Origin of the sequence: Clostridium sp. MB05 (assembly GCF_046581255.1) — a bacterium.
GTDB lineage: Bacteria > Bacillota > Clostridia > Clostridiales > Clostridiaceae > Clostridium.
Window position 1 is genome coordinate 2,533,777 of sequence record NZ_CP174370.1, and the last position, 17,931, is coordinate 2,551,707.

The window sequence follows — 17,931 nt, forward strand, 5'->3', positions numbered from 1 at the left end:
GCTTAAAATATCTTTAAAAGAAATTGCTACTTTTTAATTTGTGCAAATACAGCTGAAATTAAAAACGATAAAATAGAAAAAAACACCCCTATAGAAAGTATCAGTATTAAAAAGCTATTAAATAATATAAGCATTCTAAAAATAAAACTTTTATATGAATAAAAAAGCATTAATATTATGCTAACAAGTATTGATAATAAGAAAATTGTTATTATTCCATCCTTTGAATTTTTTAAATCAGCTTTGCTTAATGTCATATGAGTGCTTACTGAAAATGCTATTATAATAAATATCCAAAATCTCACATTTGTAAAGTTCTCTATAGTAAATATATACTTTAAGCAATTTTTTAAAACATCTATTATGGAGCTAATATATCCTGCTAATGTTGTGAATTCTAAAGAAGCTAGGAAATTACTTATTGTCTTACCTTCTAAAATTCTTATAAAAGTAGTTGGCAACAACAATCTTATAGATAATATTAAAACTATCGCACCTACAAATATTGGAGCTACCCCTATAAAAAAGTTACCTATTCTTTGATAAATGCTCTTTTTATTATAGGAATGCTGTACTTCACCTAAAACACCACTTTCATTTAATTTAAATGAAAACAGCTTAACCTTGTCCACCTTATGGAGAAATATAATGCACATTATATAGTGACTAAGCTCATGTACAGTAGTTCCAATAAAATTTGTCGCAATAATTCCCTTTTTCCCAAAGGTCTTTAATAAATTAATATTTGTTTTTCCTTGAATATAACCAATTAAGAATCCAAAGACTAAGAAGCTTCCTGCAATACTTAATGTTAGAATTAAGCTTAATTTTATAATATTTAATATCATATTTTATCTTTAGTGAAGGAATGTATCGCAAGTACCAATCCTCACTAACTCTCCTTTTCTTATATTATTTTGATATAACTTCATTTATTAGGCTTGTATGATATTGTGCATCTAATGGTCCTGTTGTTTTACCGTTATTTTCTAAAACTATTATTGTGGTGTCCTTACTTACATTATATTCTGTATTTGAACTAAATCCGTCTATACATCCACTATGTCTTATAATATTATCATGTATAAAAAGTCCATACCCATAACAATCAACAGGAGTTGTCATTTCCTTATAAGATTTTTCTGACACTATGTTACCTTTATGTAACATTCTACTCCAACGGAACATATCAAAAATATTAGCATGAATATCTCCAGCTGCATAAGTAAATTTAGGGTTAGCTGCTATTTCTCCTGACACATCACTTCCATGACCTTTCGCATCTAAATTTTCCATTTCCATACTACTAGTTGTCATTTTAGCAGGCTTAAATATATATTTATTTATATAATCTTCATAAGACAACCCACTGGCTTCTTCAATAATTAATCCAAGTAAGTAATAATTTGTATTGCTGTAGTCGTAGGCTTCACCTGGTTCAAAGTATAACTCTGTTAGATATAGATTTTTTAATATCAAATCCTTTGACCATCTCTTATCTTCAACATATTTATCAAAATAACTACTATTTTCATAATCTTTAAGAATTTTCAAAGTCTCTTCATCTTTCATGAATACATCTATTTCATTGAGATAATCAGGAATTCCTGATCTCATTTGCAATAAATTCTTTACAGTAATCTTATTTCCATACTTATACTTTGGAAAATACTTATCTATTGTATCATCAAGATTAATTTTATTTTGTTCAACTAATTGCATTACTGCTGCTGCCGTAAATTGTTTTGTATTTGAGGCAATAGAAAATCGTGTTGTCAACTTATTTTCTCTCTTATCATCAGCATCTGCATATCCATATGCCTTAGCAAATTTAATATTATCTCCCTCTGCAACAAGTGCTACTCCTTGAAATCTATTATTAGCTGCTTCTTCATCTAAAAATTTTTCTAAATTTTCATATCCTGGTTCAACAATTTTTGGAATATTTTCTTCAGCATTTTCTTTAGTCTGTTCTTTTTCTTTAATATCTTCCTGAGCACTTACATTCTTTGTGTTATCTACAGATTTTTTGCTACATGCAGATAAAGTTATCATACAACTACAAATAAGTGCTGTTCCTAATAATAAATATCTCTTCTTCATAATTCCCCCGTTAGATTTTTTCTCTCCATACTATTTTAACACTTGTTCTTAATAATATAAAGTTAACAATTTCGGGTAGCAATGATATACTTTCTTGATTTCGTTAAATTAACTTGGAAAAATATTTTATCTATTTTATAACCTCATTATGCAAATAAAAGAAGATACTAACTAACGCTAGCATCTTCTGATTATAAATCTTTGCTCTTCATTTTATTTAATTCTAATTCTTTCTTTTCTTTAATCTTTTTTCTTCCCTCTTCCCATGTAGAAACTTGTATGCCTATAAGTACAATAAAAGGTAATACATTTCCTATATTGAGTTCTATTTTTCTCAAATTAAATACTCCTATTGCAAATAGTAATGATATTATTGGCAAAATACCTCCTAATATCCAATTTTCACGTTTACTTAATAATTGTTGCATAATTAACATAACTGCACTAGCTCCTAATGCTATAATAAGCACCATTGAATCACTCATTTTTATTCTCCTTACACTCCTCATTATATTTCTCTATAATTAACTTAGCAGTTTCAATATCAATCTTTGATTCAACTGCTAACCCCTTAATAAATGTTTGAAATGGCTCCTCCTCACTTTTATCATTTAATTCTATCTTTTGAATAAGTTTATCTAATCTTAATCTTACAGTTGGGTACGAAACATCATATAATTTTGCAATCTCCTTTAAAGAACCTGATTTTAATGCAAAATTTTTTAAAAACCCCAAATCTTCCTTTTCTAAAGCAAATACCCATTTAGGAATTTTATCAATATCCATTTCAAGCCTCCCTTCTTTAATAATATTAAGTATAACATTAATTTTATTAAAGTCAATATCAATTTATTTTTTAATTTTATTAATAAAATTTAATTTAAGACAGTTGAAAAGTAGCTAAAAATCAATGATTTTCAGAGTTCATTTAATTAAAAATACTTCATGTAAACTGAAGTAAATTCTTCAATATAACATTTACATAATTTAGCCTTTAGCACCGCATATTTCAGAAATTTAATTCATAATTAATTATAGTTAAATAATTTAACCAAAAACATTATTCAATATAATGCAATATTGACATTTTATGGAAATAATAGTATTGTTAAATATGTACCAATCATTTATTTTTAATTACAACTACTACTTGTTTTACTTATAAGAAAATATGAATAGTATTTTTAAAATATTTAGGATGGAGGATTGTTATGTTTAAGAAAAATGGAAAAGGGTCTAGATTGTTACTTGCAACTCTATTAATAATGTGTGTTAGTGCATTGGGAATAGGTTGTAATGCAAAACCAAATGATGAAAAAGCAAATAACACTGAAAAAATTACAATCAATGAAGGTTCTGTTACAAATGACTGGAGAAAAGAATCATATATAAATGGTATTCTTTATCAATTATCAGCTGAAGTTAAAGGTTTACAATATCAGGCATATAAACTTGCAAGAGTACAACTTGATAAAAGAATTGCTGAAAGAGAAGCTGGTACGTATAAAAAACCAATTGCTATAATTTCAGATATTGATGATACACTTGCCTCAGACTGTAATTACATTGCTGGAATTGTAATGCAGGATGAAAAATGGGACAACGGACCTTGGAATGGTTATTATGATTCAATCGCTTCAACTTCAAACGTTGCAATCCCAGGTGCTGTTGAATTTATGAACTATGCAGCTGATAATGGAGTAGAAACATTTTATATTACTAACAGAGAGCATGATCAGCTTGATTTATCAGTAGCTCAGCTTCAGCGTTTAGGTTTCCCTAATGCTGATAAAGAACATGTACAAGTTTGTAATGAAAGTGGATCTTCAGATAAAACAGAAAGAAGAGAAAATATTCTTAAGGATTACGAAGTTGTTATGTATTTAGGAGATAATATTGGTGACTTCACAGAAGACTTTTCAAGAGAATTAGGTACAGTAAAGAGAACTGAACTTGCTTCTGACCCTAAATATAAAGATCTTTGGGGAGATAAATGGATAGTACTACCAAATGCAACTTACGGAAACTATGTTGACTCAGTATGGAATAATAAAAAAGATTTAACTGAAGCTGAAAAAGTCCAAGCTATTAAAGAAATCTTAAATAATTATAGTTATACAAACACTGATAAATATGAACAATGGTATAAACTTGGAAATTAAACCACTTAAATCATAGTTTCATCTAAAGTAGTATTGTAGTAATAATATTTGATTTAAGGATCTAAAAGCTCATATGTAGCTAAAAAATCTACATATGAGCTTTTAGATCTTGCATTTCTTCTTCTAAAAGTTGAACCTTTAATATTTGTTCTTAATAATATATAGATGGATGTTAAAATAAACTATATATTATTCGTAATGTTATTTATATATGAATCTTCTTTGATTTCTTAATTCTGTTAATAAAGCTTTTTAAAAGTGAAATCAATATAGATACAACTCCTCCTAAGGCAAAGAATAGTTGTATATTGCCTGTGAATAAACCAACCAATACTCCAAGTCCTACTCCATAAGCTAAAAACATAGCTAAAACTTGTATTTCTTCATCTGACAAAAATAACCTACCATTCCACTTCATCTCTAAAACACTTCCTTTATCTTCAATATCTTTATTACCTTACCCTTACTTTATGCCACTATATCATTATCATCCTTATTAGTAAGGAGTACCTAATAAATATGGAACCCGCAGTATTGCTAGATCTTTATAATTAAATGTAATATCTTGCCTAAGAGAAAAATTTTCAATAGTAGCAACTGGAAGGCATTGTTGAATAATAATAATAACTTCTTTTGATAATAAACTAATAAAATCTTTAAGCTATAACAAGTTTCCCACCCTTCAGTTTAAGTTTAACATCTGATTGAGCTGCTACGTCGTTTGAATGTGTAACAACAATAATACATTTATTGCTTTCATGAGCCAAAGCTTTAAATAGTTTTATTATCTCAATAGCCGTGTCATGGTCAAGGTTTCCTGTAGGTTCATCGGCAAAAAGTATATCTCCTTCTGTGGCTAATGCACGAGCTATGGCAACCCTCTGCTGTTGTCCACCACTTATCTTTAATACACTCCTTTTAATCTCTTCCCTTGTTAATCCCGTTTTTTCTAATAAAGCACAAGCTTTTTGTTTTCTGTTTTCTATTTTATTTTTAGTTATTTCCATTGCTGTTACAACATTTTGTAAAGATGTCATATATGGTATAAGATTATAGGATTGAAATACTATGCCTATGTTCTTATTTCTAAAGTTATTTAAACCTAAAGTATTAATATTTTTACCACAATATAGTATTTCTCCAGATTTAGGTGTATCCAAGCCACTAATTAAGGAGAGAAGTGTTGTTTTACCTGACCCAGAGGAACCTAATATAGTATAAAACTTTCCTTTCTCAAAGCTGAAATCAACATTATTTAAAATAGATATTTTTTTTGAAGCATCTTGATAGTGATAACTTATATTTTTTAATTCTAATATTGCGCTCATTTCTGTACCTCCTTATTCATTCTTTAAAAGAATTGTTTTAGGGTTAAATCTAAGTATTAATACTGTTGGAACCGTTGTTGCTAAAATTACAATTAGAAATCCTATTAAATATAATTTTTGAAGGTCGCTTGAACTTACGCCAACATCAATTGTATCTATGGCATCAACCTTTTCGTCCATTGTTCCCCCAGGTCCAGCCATCACCACTCCTGAGTTTGAAGGTTGCGGATTTTCTTGTTTTTCAGTGACATTTACTTCATTCTGTAATAGATTAGTCCCTATTTTCTGTGCTACTGCATTTCCGGTAAATGTTGATATACTAAAAGCTATACAAGCAACAATCATGATTTCTACTAATAGTTGACTAATAATTTTAAGTCTGCTTTCTCCCATAGACATTAACACACCAATTTCATACCTTCTATCCTTAAGTGATAAAATTATTATAAGTGATAGAATTACTGCACCTGCAATGGCAACTATAATAACCATTGTTTTTGAAAATGATCCAACATTTTCAATAGGTCCCATCATCTGTTTATACAAAGAGTCCTTTGCATCTAATTTATAATCTTCTAAATTTATACCTGAAGCTTTTACATCATTTTTAAAGCTTTCAATGTTCATAGGATCATCCATGTAATATATAGCATTATGAATAGCATCAGGTTTACTAAATCCTGTAGTAGATGGATCTAGTGCAGCTATAGCTGAATTAGGTACATATATTTTATTATATGGGCTTAAAAATGTCATCGCATCCATCATAGGATTTGATTCAATTTTTTCAGCTGTATATATTCCTACCACTTCTAATTCTAAAGTATTTTTTCCTTCTAAGCTTTTTACATTTATTTTGTCACCAATCTTTAACTTATTTTCATCTGCTAGTTTTTTCTCTATAATTGCTACATTTTTTCCCTGATCGCTCTCTGTTAAGTTTCTTCCTTCAATCAGCTTACTTTTTCCTTCAGTAAAGTCAGGAGAAAGATCTGAATATAAATTGCCTTCTAATGATACATCCGGCTGAGCCATACCTGGAGGCCCACCAAATGATACCTGTGAGGAATCTTTATCATCCTTATTATCATCTTGTTCTTTCACAAATGGTTTAAAACCTTCTGCTGAAGCCAGTCCTGATGATGAGTAATTATATGCTTTAACATGCTCTAAATCCTTTAATTTATCTGCATCCTTAATAGTTAATGGAGTTATGTCCAGCTTACCGCCTTTATTACCTGATTTAGCCATTGCCTTTTCATAATCAATTCCAAGAGTTACAGCACCACCAAGTTTTCTTCTAGCAAATTCGCCTGATTTAGCAGTAGCAGATCGTATTGCTAAACCAGCAAGAACCATATTGGCTATAACACATAAAATTACAATTAATATTATAGTTTTCATTTTTCTTTTAGTAACACTTAATATTGCTCTTTTTATAAAGTTCATTGTTCTTCCTCCTACTTTTTAATCTTTATTACATTATTGATTGTAAATTTGTATTGTGTAGTTACTGTGAAGTCTAGGTGTTTTTAAAATGAAAAAGTTCACCTATGTAAATTTTGCTTATTCCGTCGCTTTGCTCCAAGTCAACGCAAAATTACATAGGTGAACTTCAAAACTGAAGGATGGAAATTATAAAAAGTTATTGACAGGGTAAATTTTTTATAATTTCCTAAAGAATAGAAAAAACAGAAGCTTAATTGCTTCTGTTAAATATAATTTTAAAACAAACTCCTGAATCAGTATTGCTCATTTTATACTCTATTCCATGAGCTTCAAATATCGTCTTTACAATATATAATCCTAAACCAGTACCTCCAGTACTTCTGCTTCTAGATTTTTCTATACGATAAAAAGGATTAAAGATCTTTTCAAATTCAGTTTCATCTATATATATCCCTGTATTTTCAACAGTTAACACTACCTCATCTTTTTCTATCCACAAGTTTATAAAGACCTTCTCATTTCTTGCTGTGTGTATAATAGAATTATTAATAATATTAGTTATTGCCTTTTTAATTAGTTTTTCATCTGCCTGAACATAAACTTCTTCAGATATTTTTAGATTTAAACTTATATACTTTTCATTTGCAATATAAATGAGTTTCTCAATACAATTATTAACTAGATATGATAGATTTATTTCAGTGTATTGTGGTTTAAACCCATTATCTTCGAGTTTTGATACTTCAAGTATTTCTTTTACCATTGACTCCATATCCTGCAAAACTATTAAAGATCTATTCATATATTTATCTCTATCCTTATAAACTCCTATATTTCCAAGCATACCTTCAAGTTGCCCTTTTATTATTGTAATAGGTGTTTTTAATTCATGTGAAATTGTAGCAGTAAACTCTCTTCTTTTTCTTTCAATCTCTCTTTCTCTTTCAATGTCATCCAAAAGTTTCAAATTAGTATTTTTGAGTTCATTCATAGTATACTGTAAATTAGAAGCTAATTCATTTAAACTTAAGGCAATTTCTCCTATTTCATCATCACTATTTACCTCACAGCTTTTTTCAAAATCTAAAGCGGCCAGATGTTTGGCTGTATTGTTTATTTTCAGTAATGGCTTAGTAATTATTTTTGAATATATAAAGGCTCCCACAACTGATATAATAAGGACTACAAGGCCAATTAATGGTAGTAAATTAAAAATAACCTTCGAAGCTTCATCTATTGGCTGCAGCGGTACTATAACATTCATAGTGTAGCTTTCATTATCATTTAAAAAAGTTATCTGTTTTGAAATCCCATAGGTAGAGGAATGTTGATTATTACCGGAAATAAAAACGCTACCTGTTTGGAATGTACTCATGGATTGAGACGTATTATTTACATTACCTTGATCTAATACAGACATTTCTATCAAATTAAATGGTATGTATACAAGCCTTCCTAAACTATCCTGTATACTCAAGCTAACAGTATATTTAGCATTAAACTCATCAAAGTAATATTTAGCATCATTAATTGAAAGCTTTGAAACAGTGGCTTCTAACTTATTCAATCCAGTTTCTATAGTATTTTTTTTATATTTATAATAATAGCTCGGTAGTAAAAAATATAATATTAAATAGATGCATAAAGTTGAAATAATTAGTAAAACAGATGTAATTTTAAAAATTTTAAAAGTAATGCTTTTTTTTGTACTATTTTTCAAGTTTATAGCCAACACCTCTAATCGTTTTAATATAATCAACTTTTAGCTTGCACCTTAAGTTTTTAATGTGAGTGTCAATAACCCTGACATCCCCATAAAAATCATAACCCCATAATTGATTTAATAACACTTCTCTTGTTAAAATCCTACCTTTATTTTTAATAAAAATTTTTAGCATATCAAACTCTTTAGCTGTAAGTTCAATCTCTTTTCCACCTACCCAAACCTTAAAGCAGCTAGCATCTAGTACAATATTTTCAAAACTAAATTTTACATCATCATTTACTGCTTTTGTTCGTCTAAGTACTGCTTCAACTCTTTTAATTAGAAGATTAACTGAGAAAGGTTTCGTTATATAATCATCTACTTTTAATTCAAAACCTTTTATTTGATCTTGTTCCTCTTCTAAAGCAGTTAACATTATTATTGGTATCTTAGATGTCTTTCTAATAATTTCGCATACAACAAAGCCATCAATCTTTGGAATCATAATATCAAGAATCACCAAATCGAATTTACCTGAATTAAACTTCTCAATGCCCATTAATCCATCCCCAGCAACTTCAACAACATAGCCACTTGCACATAAAAATTCACTTATTATTTCTTGTATATCTAAATCATCTTCAATTACAAGTATCCTTTCATTCATTTTTTCACCTTCCTATATCCATTATTATAAAGTATAATTGTGTTTTTTCTGTGAAGTTAGAGATTTTAATATTATACCTAAAAATACCGTAGATATTAACTTTTAAAGCTACTATGTACGGTAAAACAAACTATATATTACTTATGTAGTTTTTTAATTCACTGATATATTTCTATTCCCTAAACTATTTTTAATATCTTAATAATATCAAAAATTTTATATTTGTACAATTGCACATTATCATAAAAGACTAAACCACTAAAGCGCCAGAAACAAGCTACCTTGAAAGCAACTTTTGATAATAAAAAATAAAGTGGCATCATTACCAAGCCCAAAAGGTTATTTCATGCCACTTTTTTAATTTATTTGATTTTCTCTCATAAAATATTCATATTTACTAACTTATCTATTTTGTATATTTTAACTTTGCTTTCTCAAAGTTTACTCCAGATAATAAGAATAATATCCCTGAAAAGAATAATGCAAGTCCTAAACCTATATAAAAGCTTCCAAGATATATAGGGTTTACTATACCAGAAGTTCTTAATAATATTCCAAATGTTATCATAAATGCCATAATTAAATATGATCTAAAATCAAAAAATGAAAAAACACAGTGTTTACCTAAAGTACTATTAATTATTCTCACCATATGCTTCTTTACCATTTTGCTAAATATAAAGTTATAAAAAATAAAGAAAACTATAGAAGAAATAATTAAAAAGGGAATTGGATTTTTCGCATTTCTAAATAGATCTTGAACACCAAGATTTAATACATTGCCTCCAGCAATGCCCCATAAAACTCCTCCTAGTATAAAAAGTGTTCTTTTATTAGCTTTTATCTCAAATTTTTCTAATAGTTCCATTACTATCATCTCCGTTCGCAATAATTAGTTCCTATGCAAACTATTTTATTACTTTTTATATAAATAGTCAATATATTTTATACTAGCACCAAATGAATTTTAAAATCTAACATGACTTTCGTCTTCTACATCAATTTTCTCAAACTTATAATCTTCACAATTGTATTTTTTATTAATCCACTTTAAAACTAAAAGCGAGGTTGTAATTATATCTAACAACCTCGCTTTTTTACTATTAAATTATTTTAAAAAACTATGATTTCTTTAATTATATATTCTCAGCCATAATTTTCTTATATGCTTTTGTATCAGTATATATTTCATCTTTAATAGGATTAATCTTATTTTTAAATATTTTTCTAAATTGATAAATAACAAGGGCTACATTTGCTATTAATGATAGTAGACTAACTACAAAAAAGACTGTAGGATTATGTGTAGTTGAAACTGGAGCAATCTTATCTGCAAATTGAGGTACTGTTAATGAAAACATTGCCCAAAAGGCTAAAGTATGTGCTCTATGCTGTAGCCATGCCCCCTTTTTAATAACGATTGCTGGTATTGTACATGAAATTAATAATGCTAGTCCACAATAGAAGGAATGATCAGCTATACAATTATAGGTATATGCAAAATTCCATAAATCATAGGCAATAATCCATGGCCATATCATATCTGGCCATATCATATCTTGTGTCTTATCCTTTGACACATATATTCCAAACCATCCACAAATAGCAATAATATTAAGCATTCCTGCAATACCATTCATGATATTCCAAGTGCCAGACATAACCCAAAGATTATTTATATATGTGCCTTCCCATGCACCATATGAAAAACATTGAAAGTCACGTATTACGGCTTCCATGATATTAATAGCTAAAATCAATGGTGGAAACAATAACATCCATTTCTTTTTTGCTAAGGAAGGTATATATCTAATAGCCATAAATCCTAAACACCCAGCTAAGGCCGAATAAGCTTTCACCCAGTTAAACCAATTTCCAGTTCCATATTCATTTCCTGGTGCTGCTGTTTGAGGCCATACAAAAATAGTTAATATTGTTGGAACTACTAAAAACAATATTATTCCTGCCCACTTCTTAGAACGAGCAAGCTCATTAAATGCCATTAGTGAAAATAATACAAAAAACCAAATTCCCCAGCCTGTAAAACTTGTAACTTCATATAAAATTCCCATTTTAATTCCTCCAAAATTCTAACTTCTATTTAATTTATTAATTACTAATAGAAATTAGAACAAAAAGTTACTTTCATATCAATATTTTCTGCTTACAGAGCCTAATAAAAAAGTGGACATATGTAAGTTTACTTATTCCATCGATCCGCTCCAAGTAAACGCAAACTTACATATGTCCACTTACAAACTGAAGGTAAGGAAAGTATAAATTAAATATACTTATTTACATTGAATTACTAAAAGCCTTATATAATCACCTTTTCAAAAGTTTAAACTTTTATACTTTCCTAGAAATTATAAAATTAATTATATCTACAACCCACTCACTTAAATTAGGATATTCTTGTTTTATTAAATTTTTTATATCTTCCATTGAAGTATCTAATGGTAGTGTATTTACTCCCTCTACCTTATTTCCTATAGCTATATTAGCCTTTGCATAATCTCCTATTGCTATGTCTGATGCTATAGCTCCTGCGCCTACTGCATATTTTCCTATTGATACTGCACCAAGGGAAAAAACTCCTATCGCTATTGCCCCAATTGAAAAAGTTCCTAAAGAAATAACCCCTACTGCTAATAATAATCCTATTGATAAAAGAGCAAACGTAATTAATCCAATAGATAAAAAACCAAAACTTAAAATCCCAAAAGATATAAAACCTACTGATATTATTCCATATGATATATTTCCTACTGAAATTATACCTTTTGCCTTCTTAAAACCTCTTCCAATATTAATATGAACAAGTGGCAATCCAAATAATATTCTCTTACTTTTATATTCATATTCCACTGAAGACCTTCTATTTATATTAATAACTACCTGTGTTTTTTTATCATCTACTTTTTCTGCTTCATGTTCTTCTGTATTACTTATTTCATTACTTTGTAAAATATCAAATTCATCACTATCTTTAACTAAACTATCAATAGTTACATTATACAGTTCAGCTATTGCTATTAACTTCTTCAAATCTGGTATTGATTGTCCTAACTCCCATTTTGAAATTGCTTGTCTTGATACCCCTAATTTCTCTGCTAATTCTTCTTGAGATAGTCTATTATTATTTCTTAATAATTGTAATTTTTCAGCTAAACTCAATTACTTCACCTCCATAAAAAAATTATACATAATTACCATATTTTAATCTACCAACTATCAGTTTCTTTTTGTCAACCATCAGTTGCACCTCTGTATTTACAAGTATTCATATATGCTTAATAAAATTTTAATGCATATTTTTTATATTAGCTTCACATTCTCAATCTACTTATTATATTGTGTGGTATTTTAAGTTATAAAAATAGCCTTAGCCAAATAATATCAATGGCTAAAGCATTTTTTCGTATTTATTTAAGGGAACCTTCTATTCACATTCGTTCATAGGAGTAAGTCCAGCTATCTAAATCATAGATTTGGAGCTTCACTTATTATATTGTTTGCTTTAATTATTTCAAGTGACCTTTTTTAATTTCCCTTAAAGCCTTCTTAGACCCTCTCTCTATGTCCTTATTAAATTTTCTTTGCTTATAAGCAACAAATAATTGATTTAAGTCATATCCCTCTGGATATAGTTCTGAGGCTTTAATTTCTAACTTTAATCTCTTATAATTTACCTCAACAAACTCTTTGTTAAATAAAATAATTACATTATTATACTTATCCTTTTCTCTATAAACAATGGCACTTTCATTCTTATCTAGCCAAAGAACCTTATCGCCTACAGCAAATTCATAATATTCTACGCTTTCCTCTTCAAAATCCTTTTTCTTATTAATTTTGCTATCCTTTATTAGTTCATAATTATAGTTCTTACTTTCTATATATCTTCTAGTTTTTTCAATTATATTATCTAAAATCCCCATTTTCTTTGATATATAAAGAGCATTACTATCTCCTGTCTTTCCTATATTAAGCTTATATAAAGGTTCTAAGGTTTCCTTTTTAAACTCCATAGCTGCATTTTCAAAGTCTGGATGTTGATCTGAAAAGTTTTTAATTTCTCCATAGTGAGTTGTCGCTACTGTTATGCATCCCTTATGATACAATTCCTCTAAGATAGCTATTGCTAAAGCTGCTCCCTCATTTGGCTCTGTTCCACTACCAATTTCATCAAATAATAATAATGTTGATTTATTGCTTTCTTTTATTATATAAGCTAAGTTTTTTACATGAGATGAAAAAGTACTTAAAGCATTTTCTACACTTTGATTATCTCCTATATCTACAAATATCTTATTAAATATAGAAATTTCTGTACCTTCCTTAGCTTTTATATGAAAGCCTGATTGTGTTGCAAGAGTTAACATTCCCAAAGTTTTCAACACTACTGTTTTTCCTCCTGCATTTGGTCCTGTTATAATTAATGATCTATAATTCTTTCCTATTTCAAAATCTAATGGTACTCCATTTTTAATTAAAGGATAGCTTCCTTTAACTACTTTTATATAACCATGCTCATTTATCTTAGGCTTTATACCGTCTATATCTTTACTATATTTCGCTTTTGCCCAAATCATATCATACTCTGATATTATCTCAACATTAATTTTAATTTCTTTTATTTTTTCATATAACATTTCTGTTAAAGTAGCTAATATTTTATATTCCTCTATAGACTCTTCAGCTTTTAAAATTGCTAGTTCAGAAGTGTATTTACCTACTACATTTGGCTCTATAAATACGGTATTACCCTTTAATGATGTTTCAATAATTGCACCTTCAACTTGATTTTTAAAGGCAGCTTTTATAGGAATGGTATATCTTCCATTTCTTTGACTTATAAAAAACTCTTGTATATATTGTTTATTTTCAGAATTTTTTAAGAACCTTTCAAGTCTCTCTTTTATTTTCCCTTCACATATATCAATGTGCCTTCTTATTTTTTTAAGCTCCTTTGAAGCATTGGAATCTATTCTATTTCCTACTATTGATATATTTATTTCCTCTTCTATATAGCTTAAATCTGTTATATTATTGCTATATAAACTTAAAGTAGGGGCATAACCTTCTTTATCCTTCATAAATACTTTAAGCTTTCTGCAACCTCTTAAAAAGTTTGCCATCATACTTAAATCCTCTGGATCTAATGAGGCACCCTTTTCCATTTTATCTATAAGTGGACTTACATTAAATATTCCATCAAAAGGTATATTGTATGAAGCATCTAAAAGTGTTCTTCCCTCAGAGGTTTCATCCAATCTTCTATTTACTACCTTTATATTAGTACTTGGTTCTAATTTATCTATTATGAATTTCCCTAAACCGCTGGCACAATATCCTTTAACTATTTCCTTTAATTGATTGTAGTGTAATTTTTCTAACGTTGTATTATCCATTTCTAAATTCCTTCCTTAACTTTATTCAAGTCAACGAAACATAGATAGACTTCATTTTGAATTTATAGTTATTTATTATAAAATAAAAAAAGCTATGGATACTCCACAGCTTAAATCGCAACATAAATAAGGGTAATACCCCCAAAGTAGTTTCGTGGACTCGTATCTTCAAATAGTGATTAATTCCATAACAATTAAAGGTCTTTTACACCTTAATTTTTTAGAATTAATATTAAGTTACTATTTTAGATACTAAACACTCACAAAAATACCTCTCTTTATTTGAAATCTATCTATTAAACATTATATGTAAAAATACATATTTTATCAACTTTATTTTAGGATATATTTATTTATTATACTGTTATTTTCATTATAATAAATAGAATTATATAGATTGAAGTTTTTCCAGCTCCGTTAGCTCCTAAAAAATTGTAAAGGTTGGCATATTATTTACCTATAATTTTTACTCGCTCTTTTTGTAATACTAATTAAGAGTAATTGTATTACTGATATAAACACAATTACTAATGCAACAAATACATATAATATTTCATTTCCATTTTTTGGTAAATCATCTCTAAAAAATCTTGCAATCTTTGCATCTGAATATTTAACATCAATTATTGCACTTTTTTCTTCACCACCATCTGGTGAAACAATCTTACCATGAACTACATAATTCCCCAATAATATTGGATCATTTACCACTCCATATGGTAAGTTTCCCCTTAATTCAATATAATGTGGATCTATATCTTTATCTGGATACTTTTCCTTTAATATCTCTTTAAGTTTAGCTTTATCCTCACCTACTTTAAAAACTGGTCCTGTATTTCCTGAAGCTCTTTCAACTTTTATACTAATATCTTCACTTGTTAAAGGAACCTTTGGCGTTATACTCATTGGAATGAAATAGAATGCTAGTACTCCTATACTAATGAATAACATAATAATTAAAACTATTTTTATCTTTTTCATTTTAATTCCCCATCCTTTTCATTTTTATAGAAATGTATTATTTAACCAATTAGGTATATTTCTATTTTTCCATATTACTATTCCATTATCAATAATAATTAATAATAGAAATATTTTTTCCAATACTTTCTAAAGAAAGCTATTTATATAATATACCAAATTCAATGAACAATAAAAGTTACCTATCAAATTTTATTATTCTTTTCTCTTTATATGCATAATTATTAAAAGAAGATCTAATGATTATTGTTTGTATTCCATCTGCTTTAAGTTCCCCTAATTAAACCTTTAATTAATGTAAAAAAAATATTATACTTAAGTAAGTGTACAAATCTTTGATTTGACTTTCAGAAACTTAATAATTGAAATGAATATGATAATTAGTTTGATTATAATTAATACCTACAAATAAAAAACTAGATTTAGGAGTTTATATATGAGAAAAAAAGATATACTTGAGTTAAAAAGACGCTTAAAAAAAGATCATTGTACCTTCACTAAAATGTGTGGTTGCTATGTTAATGGAGAAAAACATATTATTTTAAAATTTAGAGAAACATTTCTTAATTTAGATGAGGATGAATACTTTAAATACTTAGAAATTGCTAAAAAAGTACTATCTGGAACTATTGGGAATAATATTTTAGAACTTAACTTTCCAATTAATGAAGATTATATAAATGAAAGACAAGTTTCTCTTATGCAGCTTAAAAACAGTCAATTAAAGGATGATGCTCTTCTTGATGATTTTTATGAATCAATTATATATAATTACGATTATACTGGTAACTTTTTAATACTTGTTTTTCATGACGCTTATGATGTTATTACTAAAACTAAAGATAATGCAAAGATAGATGAATCTGAAGAAGTATATGAATATGTGTTATGTGCAATATGTCCTGTTTCACTTTCAGAACCTGGTCTTAGATACTTTGAAGAAGAAAATAAAATAAAAGCACGTATTAGAGATTGGGTGGTTGATTCCCCAACTAATGGCTTTGTGTTTCCTGCTTTTATTGATCGTAGTTCAGATGTTAACTCTATTATGTATTACACCAAAAATGCAAAGGATACACATCCTGAATTAATGGAAAATTCTTTAGGTTGTTATTCAAAACAAACTGCTACTATACAAAAAGAAACCTTCCAATCAATTATTAAAGATTCCTTTAGTGCTGATGAAAAGAAGGCCGATGAGATTTTTATGGAAGTACAAGAAAATCTAAATAATATGATAGAAGAATACAATTCTATATATGATGATACAGATTGTGAACCTATAACCTTAACAAAGAAGGAAATACAAAACCTTTTAATAGATAGTGGAGTTCCTGAAGAAATTACTACTAAGATTGAAAAATCTTATGTAGAAACCTTTGGTGATGATCTTCCTTTAGCAGAAAATTTAATTGATGTAAAAACACTTAAGGCAAATGAACAAAGAAAAAAGGAAGAACGCCTTGAAAAACAAGTAGAAATACTTCAAACTAAACTTGAGCAACTTAAACAAGAGGCTGCTGTAGATAATGAAGCTCTTCTATCTAGAGAAAGTAATTATGATAATCCAGCAAATAATGATGATAGTTTAGAAGGTACTAATAATAATATGATTTTAGAAGAAGTTTCTGAAACTGATTCAGAAGAAACTTTAGAAGCTAACTTAGAGAAAGTTGAAGATATAAATTCAGAGGATAATAATACTACTCCTGATTATGATGTTATACTTCAAGTAAAACCTGAAAAAATACCTCAAATAAAATCTCAAATAATTGATGGCCAAAAATGCATAGTTATTCCTATTAATGAAAATGAACAAACTACAGTTAATGGCTTAGATGATTTAATTTAAGTTATATAAAATAGCAAACTCAAAAGAAAGTTTGCTATTTTCTTTTCCCTTTCTTATCAACAAGTTTGTGTACTTTGCGCTATAGATAGATTAAGAAATATTATTACGCAACTAATCTGTGAAGTCAGAATAAAGCATACCTATTTATAAATACTGGATTTTTATATAATTGGATTCCATTATTTGAATATAACGTAAATAATGTTTATAATTAAATAAGTAGACAATTGAAAAATATTGTGAACTATTTACCAAACAATTTTAAGGAGG

The 17,931-nt window shown here is 28.0% G+C and carries 16 protein-coding genes; 2 read left to right on the top strand and 14 right to left on the bottom strand.

Annotation, left to right across the window (positions count from 1 at the left end):
* Nucleotides 1-26 precede the first annotated feature (26 nt).
* From ACH36K_RS11810 to ACH36K_RS11825, 4 genes are all read right to left on the bottom strand, one after another.
* Complete coding sequence (locus tag ACH36K_RS11810) at nt 27-848, bottom strand: hypothetical protein (RefSeq protein ID WP_411167824.1); 822 nt, start codon at nt 846-848, stop codon at nt 27-29.
* 64 nt (nt 849-912) lie between these two features.
* Nucleotides 913-2,103 carry a serine hydrolase domain-containing protein gene (locus ACH36K_RS11815; RefSeq protein WP_411167825.1) on the bottom strand — a complete coding sequence of 397 codons (1,191 nt, stop codon included), beginning with the start codon at nt 2,101-2,103 and terminating at the stop codon, nt 913-915.
* Between the two features lie 191 nt (nt 2,104-2,294).
* Entirely contained in the window at nt 2,295-2,588 is a 294-nt protein-coding gene (locus ACH36K_RS11820; RefSeq protein WP_411167826.1) for a hypothetical protein, read from the bottom strand.
* Nucleotides 2,581-2,889, bottom strand: coding sequence for a DUF2089 family protein (locus ACH36K_RS11825; protein WP_411167827.1), 309 nt, complete (start codon nt 2,887-2,889; stop codon nt 2,581-2,583). Before ACH36K_RS11825 ends, ACH36K_RS11820 begins: the two co-directional genes overlap by 8 nt.
* Nucleotides 2,890-3,314: 425 nt before the next feature.
* Between ACH36K_RS11825 and ACH36K_RS11830 the strand changes: the two genes are divergently transcribed.
* Nucleotides 3,315-4,265, top strand: a complete 951-nt coding sequence (locus ACH36K_RS11830; RefSeq protein ID WP_411167828.1) for a 5'-nucleotidase, lipoprotein e(P4) family — start codon at nt 3,315-3,317, stop codon at nt 4,263-4,265.
* Nucleotides 4,266-4,470: 205 nt separating this feature from the next.
* On the opposite strand, the gene ACH36K_RS11835 is transcribed toward ACH36K_RS11830, so the two are convergent.
* The 10 genes from ACH36K_RS11835 to ACH36K_RS11880 all read right to left on the bottom strand — a co-directional run bounded on the left by ACH36K_RS11835 (nt 4,471) and on the right by ACH36K_RS11880 (nt 15,809).
* On the bottom strand, nt 4,471-4,683 hold the full coding sequence (locus tag ACH36K_RS11835; protein WP_411167829.1) for a hypothetical protein: 213 nt from the start codon (nt 4,681-4,683) through the stop codon (nt 4,471-4,473).
* 238 nt (nt 4,684-4,921) lie between these two features.
* Nucleotides 4,922-5,593, bottom strand: a complete 672-nt coding sequence (locus ACH36K_RS11840; protein WP_411167830.1) for an ABC transporter ATP-binding protein — start codon at nt 5,591-5,593, stop codon at nt 4,922-4,924.
* A 12-nt stretch (nt 5,594-5,605) separates the two neighbouring features.
* Entirely contained in the window at nt 5,606-7,042 is a 1,437-nt protein-coding gene (locus ACH36K_RS11845; RefSeq protein WP_411167831.1) for an ABC transporter permease, read from the bottom strand.
* A gap of 250 nt (nt 7,043-7,292) precedes the next feature.
* Entirely contained in the window at nt 7,293-8,609 is a 1,317-nt protein-coding gene (locus tag ACH36K_RS11850) for an ATP-binding protein (RefSeq protein WP_411167832.1), read from the bottom strand.
* A 142-nt stretch (nt 8,610-8,751) separates the two neighbouring features.
* Nucleotides 8,752-9,414, bottom strand: coding sequence for a response regulator transcription factor (locus ACH36K_RS11855; RefSeq protein ID WP_411167833.1), 663 nt, complete (start codon nt 9,412-9,414; stop codon nt 8,752-8,754).
* Between the two features lie 406 nt (nt 9,415-9,820).
* Nucleotides 9,821-10,282 (bottom strand): hypothetical protein, encoded by a 462-nt coding sequence (locus tag ACH36K_RS11860; protein ID WP_411167834.1) that lies wholly within the window; start codon nt 10,280-10,282, stop codon nt 9,821-9,823.
* 268 nt (nt 10,283-10,550) lie between these two features.
* Nucleotides 10,551-11,486 (bottom strand): DUF5692 family protein, encoded by a 936-nt coding sequence (locus ACH36K_RS11865; protein ID WP_411167835.1) that lies wholly within the window; start codon nt 11,484-11,486, stop codon nt 10,551-10,553.
* A gap of 277 nt (nt 11,487-11,763) precedes the next feature.
* Nucleotides 11,764-12,591: a helix-turn-helix domain-containing protein gene (locus ACH36K_RS11870; protein ID WP_411167836.1), complete on the bottom strand. Its 828-nt coding sequence runs from the start codon at nt 12,589-12,591 to the stop codon at nt 11,764-11,766.
* 347 nt (nt 12,592-12,938) lie between these two features.
* The gene (locus tag ACH36K_RS11875) at nt 12,939-14,828 is read right to left on the bottom strand and encodes an endonuclease MutS2 (protein ID WP_411167837.1); all 1,890 of its coding nucleotides are present in this window, start codon (nt 14,826-14,828) and stop codon (nt 12,939-12,941) included.
* A 453-nt stretch (nt 14,829-15,281) separates the two neighbouring features.
* Nucleotides 15,282-15,809 (bottom strand): hypothetical protein, encoded by a 528-nt coding sequence (locus tag ACH36K_RS11880; protein ID WP_411167838.1) that lies wholly within the window; start codon nt 15,807-15,809, stop codon nt 15,282-15,284.
* Nucleotides 15,810-16,245: 436 nt separating this feature from the next.
* Here ACH36K_RS11880 and ACH36K_RS11885 point away from each other — a divergent pair, with 436 nt between their 5' ends.
* Complete coding sequence (locus ACH36K_RS11885) at nt 16,246-17,661, top strand: DUF4317 family protein (protein WP_411167839.1); 1,416 nt, start codon at nt 16,246-16,248, stop codon at nt 17,659-17,661.
* Nucleotides 17,662-17,931: the final 270 nt, after the last annotated feature.